The 16,213-nt window shown below is 43.0% G+C and carries 16 protein-coding genes; 14 read left to right on the forward strand and 2 right to left on the reverse strand.

What is annotated here, in order from left to right:
• The first annotated feature begins 97 nt into the window (after positions 1 to 97).
• Both F6K63_RS02750 and F6K63_RS02755 read left to right on the forward strand, forming a co-directional pair.
• Complete coding sequence (locus tag F6K63_RS02750; protein ID WP_008187160.1) at positions 98 to 238, forward strand: hypothetical protein; 141 nt, start codon at positions 98 to 100, stop codon at positions 236 to 238.
• Between the two features lie 275 nt (positions 239 to 513).
• Positions 514 to 1,239, forward strand: a complete 726-nt coding sequence (locus tag F6K63_RS02755) for a hypothetical protein (protein ID WP_008187162.1) — start codon at positions 514 to 516, stop codon at positions 1,237 to 1,239.
• A gap of 131 nt (positions 1,240 to 1,370) precedes the next feature.
• Here F6K63_RS02755 and F6K63_RS02760 read toward each other — a convergent pair whose 3' ends face one another.
• Together F6K63_RS02760 and F6K63_RS02765 are read right to left on the reverse strand one after the other, a co-directional pair.
• A complete protein-coding gene (locus F6K63_RS02760; protein WP_287310656.1) occupies positions 1,371 to 5,174 on the reverse strand; it encodes a HEAT repeat domain-containing protein in 3,804 nt (1,267 codons plus the stop codon).
• A gap of 537 nt (positions 5,175 to 5,711) precedes the next feature.
• Entirely contained in the window at positions 5,712 to 5,888 is a 177-nt protein-coding gene (locus F6K63_RS02765; protein WP_287310657.1) for a hypothetical protein, read from the reverse strand.
• Positions 5,889 to 6,087: 199 nt separating this feature from the next.
• On the opposite strand from F6K63_RS02765, the gene F6K63_RS02770 reads away from it, so the two are divergent.
• The 12 genes from F6K63_RS02770 (at position 6,088) to F6K63_RS02825 (ending at position 16,187) form a co-directional block, all read left to right on the forward strand.
• The gene (locus F6K63_RS02770; protein ID WP_287265625.1) at positions 6,088 to 6,237 is read left to right on the forward strand and encodes a hypothetical protein; all 150 of its coding nucleotides are present in this window, start codon (positions 6,088 to 6,090) and stop codon (positions 6,235 to 6,237) included.
• Between the two features lie 262 nt (positions 6,238 to 6,499).
• Positions 6,500 to 7,330, forward strand: a complete 831-nt coding sequence (locus F6K63_RS02775; protein WP_008187171.1) for a phosphate ABC transporter substrate-binding protein — start codon at positions 6,500 to 6,502, stop codon at positions 7,328 to 7,330.
• Positions 7,287 to 8,165 carry a phosphate ABC transporter permease subunit PstC gene (pstC, locus tag F6K63_RS02780; RefSeq protein WP_044494041.1) on the forward strand — a complete coding sequence of 293 codons (879 nt, stop codon included), beginning with the start codon at positions 7,287 to 7,289 and terminating at the stop codon, positions 8,163 to 8,165. Before F6K63_RS02775 ends, pstC begins: the two co-directional genes overlap by 44 nt.
• A gap of 59 nt (positions 8,166 to 8,224) precedes the next feature.
• Entirely contained in the window at positions 8,225 to 9,163 is a 939-nt protein-coding gene (gene pstA, locus F6K63_RS02785; protein WP_287310659.1) for a phosphate ABC transporter permease PstA, read from the forward strand.
• A gap of 67 nt (positions 9,164 to 9,230) precedes the next feature.
• On the forward strand, positions 9,231 to 10,010 hold the full coding sequence (locus F6K63_RS02790) for a phosphate ABC transporter ATP-binding protein (protein ID WP_502708272.1): 780 nt from the start codon (positions 9,231 to 9,233) through the stop codon (positions 10,008 to 10,010).
• A gap of 307 nt (positions 10,011 to 10,317) precedes the next feature.
• Entirely contained in the window at positions 10,318 to 10,995 is a 678-nt protein-coding gene (locus F6K63_RS02795) for a class I SAM-dependent methyltransferase (protein WP_287310662.1), read from the forward strand.
• A gap of 21 nt (positions 10,996 to 11,016) precedes the next feature.
• The gene (locus F6K63_RS02800; RefSeq protein WP_287310664.1) at positions 11,017 to 11,802 is read left to right on the forward strand and encodes an SDR family oxidoreductase; all 786 of its coding nucleotides are present in this window, start codon (positions 11,017 to 11,019) and stop codon (positions 11,800 to 11,802) included.
• A 347-nt stretch (positions 11,803 to 12,149) separates the two neighbouring features.
• Positions 12,150 to 13,226 carry an O-fucosyltransferase family protein gene (locus F6K63_RS02805; RefSeq protein ID WP_287310665.1) on the forward strand — a complete coding sequence of 359 codons (1,077 nt, stop codon included), beginning with the start codon at positions 12,150 to 12,152 and terminating at the stop codon, positions 13,224 to 13,226.
• Between the two features lie 4 nt (positions 13,227 to 13,230).
• On the forward strand, positions 13,231 to 13,866 hold the full coding sequence (locus tag F6K63_RS02810; RefSeq protein WP_287310667.1) for a sulfotransferase family 2 domain-containing protein: 636 nt from the start codon (positions 13,231 to 13,233) through the stop codon (positions 13,864 to 13,866).
• Positions 13,867 to 13,900: 34 nt separating this feature from the next.
• On the forward strand, positions 13,901 to 14,506 hold the full coding sequence (locus F6K63_RS02815; protein ID WP_353812820.1) for a sulfotransferase family 2 domain-containing protein: 606 nt from the start codon (positions 13,901 to 13,903) through the stop codon (positions 14,504 to 14,506).
• Between the two features lie 238 nt (positions 14,507 to 14,744).
• Entirely contained in the window at positions 14,745 to 15,299 is a 555-nt protein-coding gene (locus F6K63_RS02820; RefSeq protein WP_287310670.1) for a hypothetical protein, read from the forward strand.
• Positions 15,300 to 15,335: 36 nt separating this feature from the next.
• Positions 15,336 to 16,187 (forward strand): sulfotransferase domain-containing protein, encoded by an 852-nt coding sequence (locus F6K63_RS02825; RefSeq protein WP_287310672.1) that lies wholly within the window; start codon positions 15,336 to 15,338, stop codon positions 16,185 to 16,187.
• The last annotated feature ends 26 nt before the right edge of the window (positions 16,188 to 16,213 follow it).

The following is a 16,213-nucleotide window of genomic DNA, read 5'->3' on the forward strand; positions in this document are numbered from 1 at the left end:
GATTTTGAACGACAAATTAAGTACATTGTCTTATCCCCCACACCCCACACCTGAGGTCTTTGTAAAAAACCTACCCTTATGAGGGGGAGATGGGGAGATGGGGAGATGGGGAGATGGGGAGATGGGGACTATTGCCTATTGCCTCTTGCCTCTTGCCTCTTACCTGCTCCCTAAAACCCAAGAATTTGTACCTCACCTAATTGAAAACCGCTATATTAAGGGTAATGTCATAACATGATATTATACTTCTATTGCCGAAGAGTGTTTGTGGATGCATTGAGATGCACCCACAATGGTGTTGGCAGTCTACAACATCCAGAATTATGCAATATATAGCCGAGATTATGATTTAATTAATCTAGCGGTTTTTAGCCTAATGAGGTACAAAAAATTTTTACCTTCTTCCCGATTCCCGATTCCCGATTCCCGATTCCCGATTCCCGATTCCCGATTCCCTGTTCCATAAAAAAATGTACCTCACCTAATTAAAAACCGCTATACTTAAATTATATTATGAAACCAGTCACCAAAATAGCTGTTTTTACAGTACATAAAGCAGGTTCAATGTTATTGCACAGAATAACTTTAGAAGCTTGTGCTTTGGCTCAACTGAAATACTATTCTCCCAATAATAAAGAGTTAAGTGATAGTTTATTATATTTTCAAGACTTTAAAGTAAATTGTTGCCAGTCAGCTCTTGCTGAGTTTAATTATATAGATACAGGGTGTATTGGCCCTATACGTCGTCCCCTAGAGATAGACTTAGATAGCTGTTTTGTAAACCTACACCTACGAGATCCCAGAGATGGTCTGAATTCAATGTTCTTTTCTTGGACAAAAACTCACGGAGGCATAAAGAAATCGATTCGAGACGAGTGGCTTTCTTGGGGAATAGACAAGTTTGTGATTTCCTTCAGTGATGATTACTTTGAGAGATATGAAAAATATCTAAATCACTTCATTGGTCATCCTGGTGTTAATCTACTCAAGTATGAAGATATGGTAGATAACTTTGATAGTTGGTTCACCTCGTTTGTTCAACCGTTTCAACTTTCTTCAGAAGATATAAACGGCTTGTCTAAGCAATTATCTGATCAAGTAGATCCCAAAAATGCCAAGCCCAATACTCACATACGTAAAATCACTCCTGGAGATTTCAGAAATAATCTTAAACCTGAAACTATAGATACTCTAAATCAAAAGTTTGGCCATATCCTCTCGGCATTAGACTATTTGTAAGCATTCAGCTATTAGCTATCAGCTATCAGCATTCAGCTATCAGCATTCAGCATTCAGCATTCAGCTTTTGAATAAAATAAGCTGACCGCTGACCGCTCACTGCTGAATGCTTACATATTCCCTACTCCCTACTATGGATTCTGCCATCCTTCCACAATCGCCATGCCCACATTCACATAGGGATTATCTAATAATTCCCTAAGGGCTTCTTTACCACCACTTTCTAAGGCACTAAGCAACCGTTGTTTAGTACTTGCTGGAATGGCGATATTTACAAACGCTGTCTTTTCTAAATCCGTGGCATTGGGATTACTTTGCTCTAATTGTTTTAATAATCCTTGAATTTCAGCGGCGGCTTCACTTAGGGTTTGGTTTTTCTCGGGGGCATAATTGTTTTGAGTTTGACTATCAATTTCTTGATTAAACTCACTTTGAGTCGCATCGACAAAGTTATTAAATCTATGTTGAGACTGACGTTGATCGTATTTAGAGTGATAGTTGGAATGATGGTAGTCTGACGTTGAGTCACTCATGGCGTTGTTTTCAACAGTGATAAGTCGGCTTGCTTGTAGTCTAGCAATTTCGATTAGGTCTTGGTAATGCTTCTGGTAAAGGGCAAGCACGCCATGGTTGTTGGTGGTTTGGGTGAGCTCTTGGCGAGAATTAAACCGCTGGATGAACTGGTCACTGACGGCATGGTCTTTGGTTTCGGCAGCCGATTGAATCAGGACTTCCCGTAATACCAGAGCTTTGTCAACCTCCAACAGGGTGGCCAGCAGCAGGTAGACACCGCGAAATCGGGGGTCACTCAAATGCTCGTGCTGACGTTCTCGATTCTCGGTTTTGAGGAAGGTCTGGACGATAAAGTATTCCTGGATTTTATCGTGGCGAAAGTACCATTCTCGATGGGTACCACCAAAAGCATCCTTCTGCTGACGAGTTAATACCATTTTATAGCGTTCCATGCACTGCAACTCATCCAAGCAGCCCTCTTCTGGGATAGTAATTTGATCATGGAGGCGCATCTGGTAGACGGTTTCAGCAAATTCAGCCAGGGGAAAGGCACAAAGGTGAATCTGTTGATAGTCTTCTGCCATGATCTCATATTGCTGCTGTTGCAAGTTCAGCAAATCCGGGTCTTTGCCCTGAGCCAACAGTTGCGCCACCAAGGTCAAATCCATGGGATTGGAGAGAAACCGACGTACTGCCGTTAACTCCTGTTTGGATTGGGTTTGGTGGAGTTGGGTGGCCAGATAGTCGTCACAGGCTTGCTCGTACTCTACACCGGATACCGGGGCATCTTCGGGCAAAATCCCTTGACGAGAGGTGAGGAACTCAGCAATTTGCTGGCGCTTCAGGGGTTGCAGCACGTAGGTTTTAGCCGTGGCTGGGGGTGTCCATTCCAAGGGTTGGGTAGTGAGGATAATATGCCCATGGACGTGATGCTCCACAAAGGTATTAATAGTAGCCCTGGTGTCAGGGCTGACTTCATTGAGTCCGTCAATGCAGATATCTAGGGTATTGTAGTTAATCAGGCTTTGTAGGAATTTAGGGTCATGGGCAGCGATGGGCAATTTAGTTTGAATCCCTTCCACCACACCAGCGGCACATTCGCTGGCTGGCAGGTAAACCGACAGCCGCCCGGAGGTTTTGACTAAATTCCGGAGAAACATCGATTTCCCCAGTCCCGATTCCCCTTCCAGAACGATGGGAGACTGGAGTTGGGCAATGGCGGTTTGAATCGGTTGGGTATGGGTGGCTCGTCTAATTTTAACGTAAGAGTTGGGAAAGTAAGCCTGGGGATCGAAGCTATCTAAGCTAGCATCGGCCACCAGCACCTCCCGGAAGGGAGCCAGTAATCGGTAACGCAACCAGGGAATCCAGGTCAGAGCAAGACTGATATAGCCTAAGCCCACAATGGTGCGGAATTTCCAGTTCCAGATTAGGCCTTGGACTTGGGAAGAACGAGGATAAATGATAATTAGAAACAACCAGCAACTGACATGGATTAGCCAAACCTTAAAGGCAATCAGAAACCGGTGCTGTCGTTCTAAGGCAACAATTTGAGCATTGACGGCAGCAGCAAGTTGGGAGTCTATAGACTTAAGATTATCGTGGTGTTGCTTGAGCAGATCCATATCTGCTTGTTCCCACTTGACCTTGTCAACAACTATGGCAATCTGCCTTTCCAAGTCTTTGCGCAGTTTAGACAGAGATTGAGTATCTTCCCAGATTTCGGCAAATAGGTTGAGAACTTCCAACCCTTCTTGGTGATTGATGACCTGAATTTCATGGGGATATTTCTCAGGTGAGCCCAACCAGTGGATTAAGCGCACTGAGTCTTTTTCACCACCACTGAGGAAATAGGCTAGAAAACGCAGGCTTGGTGCTTCTCGATGGTACCAGTAAACTTGATTTAATACAGAAAGTAAGTGTTTTACCTGTAATGGTCCCATCTTCTCCAGAGCTTCTGCTGCATTATCACGAACCGAGCTATCTGAATCGGTTAAAAGTGGAATGATTTGGGGAGCATACTCAGATGGTGCTGCTCCCATCTCACCCAGAGCGGATGCTGCATGATAATGGACATTCCAATCTGATTCGGTTAAAAGTTGTAGGATTTGGGGAGCTATCTGAGATGGTGCTGCTCCCATCCCCGCCAAAGCATATGCCGCATTAGCACGGACACGGTCATCTGAGTGGGTTAAAAGTGGAAGGATTTGGGGAACATACTCAGAGGCGGCTGCTCCCATCTGACCCAAAGCTTCTGCCGCTCTATGAGGAATATGGTTATCTGAGTCGGTTAAAAGTTTGGCGATTTGGGGAATGTACTCAGAAGCAGCTGCTCCCATCTGACCCAGAACCGATGCCGCACTTGAACGGACATCACGATCTGAGTGGGTTAAAAGTGGAAGGATTTGCCGAGCGTACTTAGAGGCGGCTGCTCCCATCTTACTCATAGCCCATGCTGCATTAGAACGGACTCTCGAATCTGAGTCAGTTAAACGTTCAATGATTTGGGGAAAGTACTCAGAGGCTGCTGCTCCCATCTCCCCCAGAACTTCGATGGCATTATAACGGACATCACTATCTTCGTCGGTTAAAAGTTCTAAGATTTGAGGAAAGTATTCAGAGGCGGCGGCTCCCATCTGACCCAGAGCCCATCCCGCACTAGAACCGACACTCGAATCTGAGTCGGTTAAAAGTGGAAGGATTTGAGAAGCGTAGTCTTTAGCTACTCCCATCTGCCCCAGAGCCGATGCCGCACTAGCACGGATATCACTATCAGTATCTGAGTTGGTTAAAAGTTTGGCAATTTGGGGAGCGTAGTCCTTAGCTACTCCCATCTGCCCCAGAGCTTTTGCCGCACTACGACTGACATTACCATCTGAGTCGATTAAAAGTTTGGCAATTTTGGAAATGTACTCAGAGGCGGTTGCTCCCATCTTCCCCAGAGTCAATGCCGCACTAAGACTGACATCACTATCTTCGTCGGTTAACAGTTCAGCAATTTGGGGAGCATACTTATAGGCCGCTGCTCCCATTTCCCCCAGAGCTTGTACTGCACTAGCACGGACTTTGGACTGAACCGACTTTCTATCATGGTCGGTCTTATGCTTATAGGCCAATAAGTCTGCAATCTTGTCAATTGTCTGTTTAGGAATCTCAACGGGGGGCTTGAGTTGATCCAATTTATACCTAGACAATTTGTCCAAAGCTTCAACCCATACCAAGGGATCATGGTCATCCAGTGCTGTCACAATCCCTTTGAGCTGCCAGGATTCTAGCTCAGGTTTCTTTTCTTGAGCATGACTCCCGTTAACAATCAAAAGTACCGCTACTAGCAGTGCTAAGAAATAACATAGGCACTGCTTAACACTGGTATTAAAGGTAGGGAAAAGCTTTGGGCGGTTGAGATTGCCTCTATGGGGCATGGTGGTAGTTTCCCAAGGAGTTAGTCAGCTAATAGGGATCCCCCCTAACCGTAATCAGGGGGGAAAAGAGCACAGAATAGGGAACAGCGGATCTGGTAAACAATCCTGTGTACCCCATAGTTATGAAAAACGCTGTAACTATAATTATGCTGATGTTGGTGCTAGACCCTAAGCCCAGCAAACCTTTGACAGTTAGATGCTTCCCAATGATTAATCGATTTTTATTATAGCAATCCTAGAGAATATTATATACCCCAGGGAATCGGGAATCGGGAATCGGGAATGTGGTAAGCGTGGTAACAGTTCCCCCCTTGTTAAGGGGGGTTAGGGGGGATCCCCACCTGTTTGACCCAATGGGTGGACTTGAGATCTTTGTAGAATAGGCATCTTGCCTGTGATCACTATTTTAGGACGCGCTGTCCCAACCATGGCTACCGCGAAAATGAGGGTGAGACCTTGGGTGGTGCGTTACGGGGCGGGCTTTCCCAACACTTGCTATGAGGTTGAACATGATGGCAAGCCCGCCCCTAACACACCCTACAGAATTACTCGGTAATCCAAAAAAAGTAGAAACTTGGCACCAGGCATCAGCAGTTTCAGCACCTGCACATAGCTCTTCGCATCAGCAGGGTTGTCGAACCGAGCGAAAACCACTGGTGGCATCGGTGGCAATAAGCGCACCATTACCCATGGGTATAGGCGTCGATGGGACATATTATTAAGTTATCTCCTGTAAAGGTGACCCAGAGCCAGCCTGCAGCCTGCGAAAACTCTTAGGCTGGCTCTTCCCGTGGATTTTCTTGTCCACACTTTAAGTGTAGCACAAAAATTTGCATATTATAGCATATTTTGAAAAATTTTGTAACAAATTCTTTTTGAGGGAGCAGGGAGTAGGGAGCAGGGAGCAGGAAGTGTGGGGAGTGTGGGGAGTGTGGAAAGTGTGGTAAGTGTCCCCCCCTTGTTAAGGGGGGTTAGGGGGGATCTCCAGTTGGGGTTTAGCTGGGAAATTAGCGATCGCTGTGGGAAAGCGCGATCGCATAATCAATACAGTAAATTATCCTAGGGTGGGCAGTTCCTAACACCAATTACAATGCTTTTAATCGGTTGAATCGGCACTGCCCACCGACAGGGATATATTATCGAGAAAATTAATCGTAAATTATCGTAGGGTGGGCAGTGCATAACAGCAATTCCAATGCCTTTGATCGGTTGAATCGGCACTGCCCACCGACAGGGATATATTGGGTGCTAACCCACCACCGATGTAAACTTATAATTTATGATGATTTACTTGGTCTGAGACCTTGCTACTTAATAACACATTGATGAAATTTAGACTAGGTTCGTTTATCCTGCTTCTGTGCCTATATTTGCAGAGTTGTACTCAATCTCCTGAGGTTGGGTCTGGGCAACAAAAGCTAATCTTAACAGGAGCAAGTACTGTTGCTCCTTTAGTTTCAGCTTTGGGTAAAAGATTTGAAGAGCAAAATCCAGGGATTCGTATTGATGTACAAACCGGTGGTTCCTCTCGTGGACTAGCAGATGTGCAACAAGGACTTTCTGATATTGGTATGGTTTCTCGGACTTTGACAGAAGATGAAGCCGTTGGGATGGAAGTTTTTGTGCTTGGACGGGATGGAATTAGCATCATTGTTCATGGTGATAACCCCTTAACAGAAATCACTAGGAAACAGGTTAAGGCCATCAGCACTGGTCAAATCAAAAATTGGCAAAGCTTAAATAAAAATGATGCCCCGATCACCTTTGTCCACAGAGCAGAAGGACACTCAACACTAAAGAAATTTCTGGAATACTTTGGAGTGAATAACTCACAGGTGAAGGCGGATGTGGTAATTGGGGATAATCAACAAGGCATAAAAACTGTTGCAGGTAATCCCAATGCTATTGGATACGTCTCCATTGGTGCTGCGGAATATAGTATGCAGGAGGGTATATCCATCAAGCTTCTGGCACTGGATGGCGTTGAAGCAACCAGTGAAGCAGTCGCTAATGGCAGTTTTCCCTTGCTTCGGCAATTAACTCTGGTGACAAAAGGAAACCCCACTGGACTAGCAAAGCAGTTCATCACATTTGTTCAGGGTGAAGAAAATTATGATATCGTTCGGCTACAAAAATTTGTGCCCCCGAAAAATTGATCGGTTTTTAGGGTGGACTGTACGAGGAATTGCCTCTGTGGTAGGTATACTCGTTGTGATTATTACAGGGTTCTTGATCATTGAATCCTTACCGATTCTTGATGAAATCGGGATATTAGCCTTTTTGACCGATGCTAGCTGGAGTCCCGCTCAAGGATTCTATAACCTCACCCCAATGTTGGTGGGTACCCTATTGGTGGTAACAGGAGCAGTAGTGCTAGCGGCTCCCGTTGGGATTTTGTCGGCTTTGTTCTGCCACTATTACGCTCCTCCTTTCCTCGCTAGTTTCTACCGTCGCTTACTGGAGTTAATGGCGGGATTTCCGGGAGTAATTTATGGACTATGGGGACTGGTCGTGTTAGTGCCACTGATTAATCGCCTCCATCCACCAGGAACCAGTTTACTAGCAGGAGTACTAATGTTAGCTCTACTGATTATTCCTACTATTGCCCTGACCGTGGACGCGACGTTAGCAGAGATGAACCAAGTTTATTGGCAGGGAGCCGCTTCCCTAGGATTGTCCCGTTGGGGGACGATTTTGGGCATCATGCTACCGGCTGCGCGACTGGGGGTATTTACTGGCATTATCCTAGGCATTGGACGAGCCCTTGGGGAAACGATGCTGGTGTTAATGGTCTGTGGTAATGTGCCTCAGATTCCAGATACACTGTTCGCTCCGATTCGCACCTTACCCGCTAACATTGCTTTGGAAATGGCTTTTGCCCTGGGCAATCATCGTTCATCCCTGTTTGTAACTGGATTGTTGTTGCTGGCAGTGAGTCTGTTTCTGGCGCTCTTGGCAGAAGCGATCGCAGAAGAAAAACACATTTACTAGTATAATTGCCCCTGAGTTGGGTAACCATCCACTACAGAGTTATTGCAGTGTCAGCTTCCATGGCTCTCTTTTCTTCTCACTCTCATGCTGCCCATCCGTCTAAAGGCTCTAAAAAACGGAAATTTTTGAGTGACTCTCGCAATCATCGGCATCGCAGCAAGATTGCTTATCGAGACCGAGTGTTGAGGATCATTGTCTGGTTCGTCGCTTTGTCCGTCGCCGCTAGTTTCGCGATAATTCTAGGGCATTTGGTTTGGTATGGATCTAGCCATCTTTCTTGGGAATTCGTGACCACAGACCCTGAAAATGCTGGTCGAGAAGGAGGTATTGCCTCCATATTGGTTTCAACGGCATTGATTTTAGGGGTTTGCCTGGCAGTAGCCCTGCCCCTGGGGTTGGGAACTGCCATCCTGTTAGCTGAATTTACCGCCACCAATAACTTATTTAGTCGGTTGGTGCGACGCAGTTTGGATATGTTGGCAGGAGTTCCTTCGATTGTCTTTGGTTTGTTTGGCAATGCCTTTTTCTGTGTTACCCTTGGTCTTGGCTTCTCTATCCTGTCTGGAGGATTGACCTTGGCCTGTATGGTGCTGCCGATCTTGATTCGTTCTATTGAAGAAGGGCTGCGGGCTGTTCCTGAAGAATACCGTTTGGGGGCTGCATCCTTGGGAATCTCACGCACTAGCACCCTCATTCATCTATTGTTACCTGCTGCTGTTCCCAGTTTAGTAGCAGGGTTAATTTTGGGAGTTGGGAGGGTAATCGCTGAAACAGCGGCGTTGATTTACACCAGTGGCTATGTCGATCGCACACCTACCTCTTTATTTGATTCTGGAAGGGCTTTGTCGTTGCATATTTATGAGTTATCCATGAATGTCCCTGGCGGGGATGATAATGCCTATGCCTCGGCTGTGATATTAGTTATAGTTATCCTGTTGATCAATACCACAGCGATTTACCTAGGGAAGCAATGGCATGATCGCAGTCTTCAGGAGTAAAAATGTATCGTAACTAACATTAATGAGTCAGTTTTCATCCCAGGCAAAACCAGTCATCTCTCCTCCTATGGACAACTGGGGCTTTCCTACCCTATGCACGGATCGGCTCAGTTTATACTATGGTTCGAAACAGGCCCTAGACGATATCACTCTGTCAATTCCCCAGGGTTCTATCACTGCCTTGATTGGCCCATCTGGTTGTGGCAAGACCAGCTTTTTGTATTGTCTCAATCGCTTAACCGATCTCATCCCCAACTGCCTAATTTATGGTAATGTTTGGTTGGGGGATTCAAATATTCTTCACCCTAAAACTGATACTATCGCTCTCCGCCGTCGGATTGGTATGGTTTTGCAGAAACCAAATCCTTTCCCATTCTCAATCTGGAAAAATATTGCTTTTCCGTTGAAAGAGCATGGTATTATAGAGCGTCGGAAAATTAATGGAATTGTCGAGAGGGTGCTCACAAATGTTAAGCTCTGGGACGAAGTCAAAGATAGGCTTACAGCCTCAGCATTGCGCCTCTCTGGAGGCCAAAAACAACGTCTTTGCATCGCCCGTACCCTCGCTTTGGCTCCAGAAATTATTTTGATGGATGAGCCTTGTAGTGCCCTAGACCCCATTTCTAGTGGGGTTGTGGAAGACTTGATTGCTAGTTTGCGGGGGAAATACACGGTGGTGATTGTCACCCACAACCTGGCTCAAGCTCGACGGATTGCAGACTATGTGGGGTTATTTTGGGTTCAGTCTGGCTGTGGACGCTTAATTGAATTTGGCCCAGTTGAGCAAATCTTCCAGAATCCCCAACATTCGATTACAGCAGAATACATCAATGGTCAGCGTGGATAAGGGAATCCGTAAGTATTCAGCGATCAGCTCTCAGCGATCAGCGATCAGCTCTCAGCGATCAGCGATCAGCTCTCAGCGATCAGCTCTCAGCTTATGGGCAATGGGCTTTTACCCAGACTTTCAATTCTCATGCTTCTCTATCAATATTAAATTCTCCCGTTCCCTTAGCGTGGCCATAGGTCTGCATAGGTTTATTTTAAGCTGACGGCTGACGGCTGACAGCTGACAGCTGACGGCTGACGGCTGAATGCTTACGGGAAGCAAGCCTAGCACATACTAAGAATCCCAAAGGCTAATTGTAAAGAAGATGAACCAAAATTTACAGCTATCCACAGACAATTACTATTCCCAGCTCCGGGAGCAAGGTAAAAGTATTTACACTATCTGGGAAGAAGGAAACGCCTATAAAGACTCGATCACACCGACAATTTACGACCAAAACTACCGAGAATTCATTACCAAAAAAATTGAATCTTTGGTTAACTACGAACTCACAAGCAATATCTTAAGTATTGGCACGGGTAACGCTTTTGTGGAAAGTGATTTACATAAAAAAGGGTATCATGTCATAGCCAATGATGTGAATGAAGATGCCATTGAAATTGCGCGAAACAAAGGATTGCCCGTGGTTTTTGCTGATATAAATCAGTGGGAACCGGAACACAAAAATTTTGATTTAATTTACTGTGATGGGGTAGTTGGACACTTATACAAACCAGGAGTGGGTTTAACCAAGCTCTTCAGTCGTTTACGAGATTGGTTAGTGTCTAACCAGGGTATTCTGCTGATTTCTAATGATTCAGCAGTGATTAATGCTCCTGTACATCCTCACCCAAGGGTGAAAGACTTTTATTGGTTTTCGGCAGATTATTTGCGTTCGGAGTTACTTAGCGCTGGTTTTGAAGCCGTTGAGAACGAAAATTTCATCTATCACCGTCCCCTGACAGGAGAAAAAGAACGGTTGATTTTAGAAGCCAGATGTTAATTATGCTGGATTAGTTCATTTATGGATTTAGGACTAAAAGGCAAAATCGCTTTAGTGACGGCATCGAGTCGAGGCATGGGTAGAGCGATCGCAGAGGGCTTGGCCGCTGAAGGGTGTCAAGTGATAATTTGCGGTAGAGATAAGGATAATTTACTCAAGGCTGCCCAGCAAATAGAAGCCAAGACAGGACAAGTCATTACACCTATCCCAGTGGATCTTGAGCAAAAAGAGAGTATATCCCAATTGCTAACGGGCATTACCAATCAATTTTCCACCATTGATATTGTCGTCAATAACGTGGGTGGGATGCCCTACAAGCGCCACTATGAACTAAACCAGGAGGATTGGCAGCAATCATTCGATCTCACCTTTATGAGTCAGGTTACTATAGCTGAAGCGTTGCTGCCTTTGATGAAAAAACAGTCTTGGGGTAGGATAATTTTTGTGACTTCAGTAGCAGCCAAACAGCCAGGGATGCTGATTGCCCATTCCCAACGAGCAAGTGTTGTCGCCTATGCTAAAACCCTTGCTAATGAATTGGGGCAGCATAACATTCTGGTTAATAGTATCTGCCCTTCCTTTGCGGTTACGGATAAGTTCTATGAAGTAGCTGATGAAGTAGCGAAAAGACAGGGTAGTTCTCGGGAACAAGTGATCCAGCAATGGATGAAAAGTGTTCCCCTCCGTCGCCCAGCTTCCGCAGAAGAAGTCGCTAATTTAGCAGTATTTCTGGCTTCGGAAAAAGCGAGTTATATCACAGGAACCTGTATTCAAGTTGATGGAGGATTTGTGAAAAGTTTGTTTTAGCATGCTGTTTTACCCGGTGGGTGGTGCGTTACGGGACGGAGTGTCTCAATACTGCCTACCGAGAAAATCAGCGACAGCCCGTCTTATCACGCACCCTACACAACTGGTTTCCCTTGAGGGCTAACACATAGTCCCCACCACATAGCCCAATATCACATTTTGGCTCAATTTTTCTGGCCCTTACCCTGAAAATGGATATATTAAGTTTATTAACGTTTTAGCTCAAGTTAATCATTTGTACATTTGTATGAGAATATGAGTCTGATAGACACTCCTAGTTAACCTGCTAGGAAGAGATTAGAATAGGCTGTTTTGGTATCATCCCTGCACACTAGTTAAGATTAGTTGTGAAAAATAACTTCAGTTTTGAACAGAGTGAATTAACCACACAGCAAAGCTATGACAAAAGCTATGAGGAATTGTTGGGTGCTTGTCAGCAGCAGATCGAATTAGAACCTAGTAATCCAGATACCTATATCGCTTTAGGAGACTTGCTTAGACAACACCCAAAACAATTAGAGGAAGCTTTAGAAGCTTATCAAAAAGCAATTAATTTAACGTCTAGCCACAATACCTCAGCCTATCGAGGAATTAAGAAGGTCATCAAGCAGGCTGCCTCTGTTGCTACCATTAATCAACCGCCCTATGAAAAAATTATTTTACATACAGCAATAGGTGGTCTGTGCAACCGTTTGCGTATCTTGTGTTCTTACCTGTGCCTGAGCTACTTTTGGGATATTCCCTTATTTCTGTGCTGGTATCCTGAAGATGCTTGTAACTGTTATTTTCACGAACTGTTTGAACCTGTCTGTGCCACTATATCTCCTCAATCAATGGTAAAACTTTTTCGTAGCGAAAATTCTGCCAAAACATTATACGTATATTTAGATAAGAATGCCTATATAGGCATGAATGTCTATGAAAGATATCTTAAGGACGAGCTAGATCGTGAAACATTTGGAAGGCAGTACCTAGAATTTGTTAGGAAACTAAAACCTAAACAAGACTTACGTCAAGCTCTAGAGAATTTTAGACAACAGCATTGGATAGATAATATCATTGGTCTACATATTCGACGCACGGACTTATTCAACCATCTAAAATACAAAAAGCTAGAATCAAATTTTTCTTCGGATGAGATGTTTATTAGCGCAATAGAAAAAGAAATATATAATGGCTGCTCCAAGTTTTTTTTGGCTACAGATAATAAAATTACCCAACAGCTAATCTACCATAAATTTCCAAACAAAATTATTAGCTATTGTCAAAGATTTAATAGTGATAATAAACGTCAAACACCTGTCAAAAATGCTGTGATAGATCTATACTTGCTTTCTAAGTGCCAAAAAATGATCGGTTCTTACTACTCTAGTTTTAGTGAATATGCTGCTGAGTTAGGTGGCATTCCTTTAATTTACCCCTAAGCTAATGATTATTTCTCACAAGTACCAATTCATTTTTATAAAAACAACCAAAACTGCTGGAACAAGCATCGAAATCGCTTTATCTAAATTTTGTGGTAGCGAAGACATTATCACCCCGATTTACCCAGAGGAAGAAATGAGAAAGCAATTAGGTTATCGAGGTGCTCAAAACTATCAATCTAATGGTTTTTATAATCATATTCATGCTGCGGGTATCAAAAATTTGATTGGAGATGAGGTCTGGAACAGCTACTACAAGTTTTGTTTCGAGAGAAATCCTTGGGATCGTTTTGTATCCTATTACTATTGGCGTTATCAGCTAGAACCACGTCCAACCATTGCTGAGTTCGTGGAGTCAGAGTTCAAACCTCTGTTTTACCTAAGGAGGATGGGGTTTAAGTTGTATACTATTGAGGGAGAAGTCGCCGTAGATAGAGTTTGTCTTTATGAGAATCTCAATGAAGAATTAGAACAATTAAGGATTCGATTAGGGCTACCTGAAACTTTACAATTGCCTAGAGCTAAAGCTTCTACTAGAAAAGATCAGCGAAGCTATCGCGAAATTTTAGACGAAAATACCCAAAAACAAATCCAAGAGACATTTAGTAAAGAAATTAGCATGTTTGGTTATGCTCTGTAACGATTTTCAATGTGTTTTTGTTCATATCCCCAAAGTGGCTGGAGAAAGCATTGAGAGTTTTTTTTATACCTTGCTTGGTGTCACCAGAGAGATGCTGCTGCTTAGATCCAATAGAGATCCGAAACTAGGCCCGGAGCAGCTCTCCCATCTAACAGCAGAAGAATATGTTAGGTTTGGCCACCTGACACCAGAACAATTCAAGTCTTATTATAAATTTTCTTTTGTCCGAAATCCTTGGAAACGATTAGCATCTGAATATATTTTTAAAAGATATATAGACAAATTTGAATTTAAGGACTTTGTTTTCAACCATTTTCCCAAACCAGATGATTATAGTGATGCCTCTCGACATGTCTTACCGCAGTATGATTTCCTTTATGACTCTCAAGGAAATCGTTTAGTGGATTTTGTGGGCAAATTTGAGAACCTGCAAGCAGATTTTAATATTGTCTGTCAAAAGCTGGGAATAGAAGACTCTCAACTTCCTCATCTGAATTCAAATAAACAAAACAAGATTAAAAAGGGCTACAAACAGGAGTACAAACCTTATTTGGAGTATTATGACGATGAAACCAAAGAATTTGTAGGAAAAATTTACCAAAAAGATATTGAAACCTTTGGCTATAGGTTTACCGATTAAAAATCAACTAGTTTAGTTTTGTTAAGCTGTCACACATCTAAACTGCACAATTAGTTATGGAATAGAGGGTGGTAAACTTATTGAAATAAGTGTTTCATAGATAGTAAATAGTCTCCGGAGACGTTGTTTTTGCAGGTAGGTAAAATCTTTTGCTATAATTAACCTACTCACTCTATAGCTAGCAGTAACGTGGGCAACCTGTTCCCCACATGTAGTATTTTTAAACTATTTGTAAAACATGCCAATCCAATTTGATTTAGCCAAATATCTTAACCCTATATTTGTTGAAACCGGAACCTATAAGGGCCACGGAATTGCTGCTGCTTTAGCATCAGGCTTTACCAAGATCTACAGTATCGAAGTTTCTCAAGAGTTTTATGAGCATTCGGTACAACGATTTAAATCAGAAATTGATCAAGGAACTGTAGAAATCATTTTAGGAGACTCATTATCTTGTTTAACAGAGGTAATTCAGACCATAGACCGTCCAATAACCTTCTGGTTAGATGCTCACGAGACACTGGGTTATCAAGGTAAAAAGTCTTGCCCCCTGTACGAGGAACTTGATGCGATCGCTAATCATCCCATAAAAAACCATACCATCCTAATTGATGATCTGCGTCTACTATCACAAAAAGGTTGGGGTGAATCAGTTGTCAAAGATGACATCATTGAAAAGCTTAAACAAATCAATCATAATTACTCCCTGAGCTATGAAAATGGCAAAATAGAAAATGATGTTTTAGTGGCTTTTACTGATACCTCCCTGGCTGTGGGTGCTGATTTAAAGTAACTATTGATCATAAGCAAAAATTCATTTTTGTTGAACATGGCTACTAACGCTAGTAAACCTAATTTCTTGTGTATTGGGGCTCAAAAAGCCGGGACAACCTGGTTATATCATAATCTCAAGGGGCACCCTCAAATATGGCTACCTGCTTATAAAGAAATACACTATTTCGATGAGATTCATCTGGATAAAAGTACAGTAACCAGAATAGAAAGAAATAGATTATCGACGTTGAACAGGGAGCTAAACAAAAAACTTAAGGGAGAAACTATTAGCTATAGCTACCTTAAGTTTTTGGCTCATCTGGCATTTTCTGAAGTCAAAGATGACCAGTGGTATTTGTCTTTATTTAAAGATGCGACATCTCAAGATGCTATAGGTGAAATAACCCCTGCCTATTCAGCTTTACCAGAACTAGGTGTTAAACACATCAAAAGTTTATTAGGCGATATTAAGATTATTTATCTTTTACGTAACCCCATCAAAAGAGCCTGGTCACAGGTCGTTACCTCAAGGCGTTGGGATACTCTCGATCATCAACAGATTAGTTATGAAGAGTGGATCGAGATGATTGATGCCAAATATAGTTTACTTAAGGGGCACTATACCATAACGATAACTAACTATGAAAAATATTTCGCTCAAGAGCAAATCCTTTATTTATTCTACGATGATATTTGCCTCAATCCTGCTAATCTCCTCCAAAAAGTTTGTGACTTTTTAGAGATAAAGTACGAAGAGACGTTTTTTAATTCTACGATGAACTCTCTGTTCAATAATAGCCCCAAAATGGATATACCTGAAAAAGTAGCAGAGTACTTAACTGAAAAATATAAAGAACAAGAGGAGTTTATAATAAAAAGATTCCAACCGGCTAGTTTCAAGCTATAGCATTTGTTAATGAATCAGGTGTAAAG

It is taken from the genome of Moorena sp. SIO1G6 (assembly GCF_010672795.1).
GTDB classification, from domain to species: Bacteria; Cyanobacteriota; Cyanobacteriia; order Cyanobacteriales; family Coleofasciculaceae; genus Moorena; species Moorena producens.

Coding starts and splice junctions, on each gene's coding strand:
- F6K63_RS02790 (WP_502708272.1), top strand. CDS start 9,231: ATGGACAACTGGGGCTTTCCTACCCTATGCACGGATCGGCTCAGTTTA.
- F6K63_RS02775 (WP_008187171.1), top strand. CDS start 6,500: ATGAAATTTAGACTAGGTTCGTTTATCCTGCTTCTGTGCCTATATTTG.
- pstC (WP_044494041.1), top strand. CDS start 7,287: ATGATATCGTTCGGCTACAAAAATTTGTGCCCCCGAAAAATTGATCGG.
- F6K63_RS02765 (WP_287310657.1), bottom strand. CDS start 5,888: ATGTCCCATCGACGCCTATACCCATGGGTAATGGTGCGCTTATTGCCA.
- F6K63_RS02820 (WP_287310670.1), top strand. CDS start 14,745: ATGCCAATCCAATTTGATTTAGCCAAATATCTTAACCCTATATTTGTT.
- F6K63_RS02750 (WP_008187160.1), top strand. CDS start 98: ATGGGGAGATGGGGAGATGGGGAGATGGGGACTATTGCCTATTGCCTC.
- F6K63_RS02810 (WP_287310667.1), top strand. CDS start 13,231: ATGATTATTTCTCACAAGTACCAATTCATTTTTATAAAAACAACCAAA.
- F6K63_RS02825 (WP_287310672.1), top strand. CDS start 15,336: ATGGCTACTAACGCTAGTAAACCTAATTTCTTGTGTATTGGGGCTCAA.
- F6K63_RS02760 (WP_287310656.1), bottom strand. CDS start 5,174: ATGCCCCATAGAGGCAATCTCAACCGCCCAAAGCTTTTCCCTACCTTT.
- F6K63_RS02800 (WP_287310664.1), top strand. CDS start 11,017: ATGGATTTAGGACTAAAAGGCAAAATCGCTTTAGTGACGGCATCGAGT.
- pstA (WP_287310659.1), top strand. CDS start 8,225: ATGGCTCTCTTTTCTTCTCACTCTCATGCTGCCCATCCGTCTAAAGGC.
- F6K63_RS02755 (WP_008187162.1), top strand. CDS start 514: ATGAAACCAGTCACCAAAATAGCTGTTTTTACAGTACATAAAGCAGGT.
- F6K63_RS02795 (WP_287310662.1), top strand. CDS start 10,318: ATGAACCAAAATTTACAGCTATCCACAGACAATTACTATTCCCAGCTC.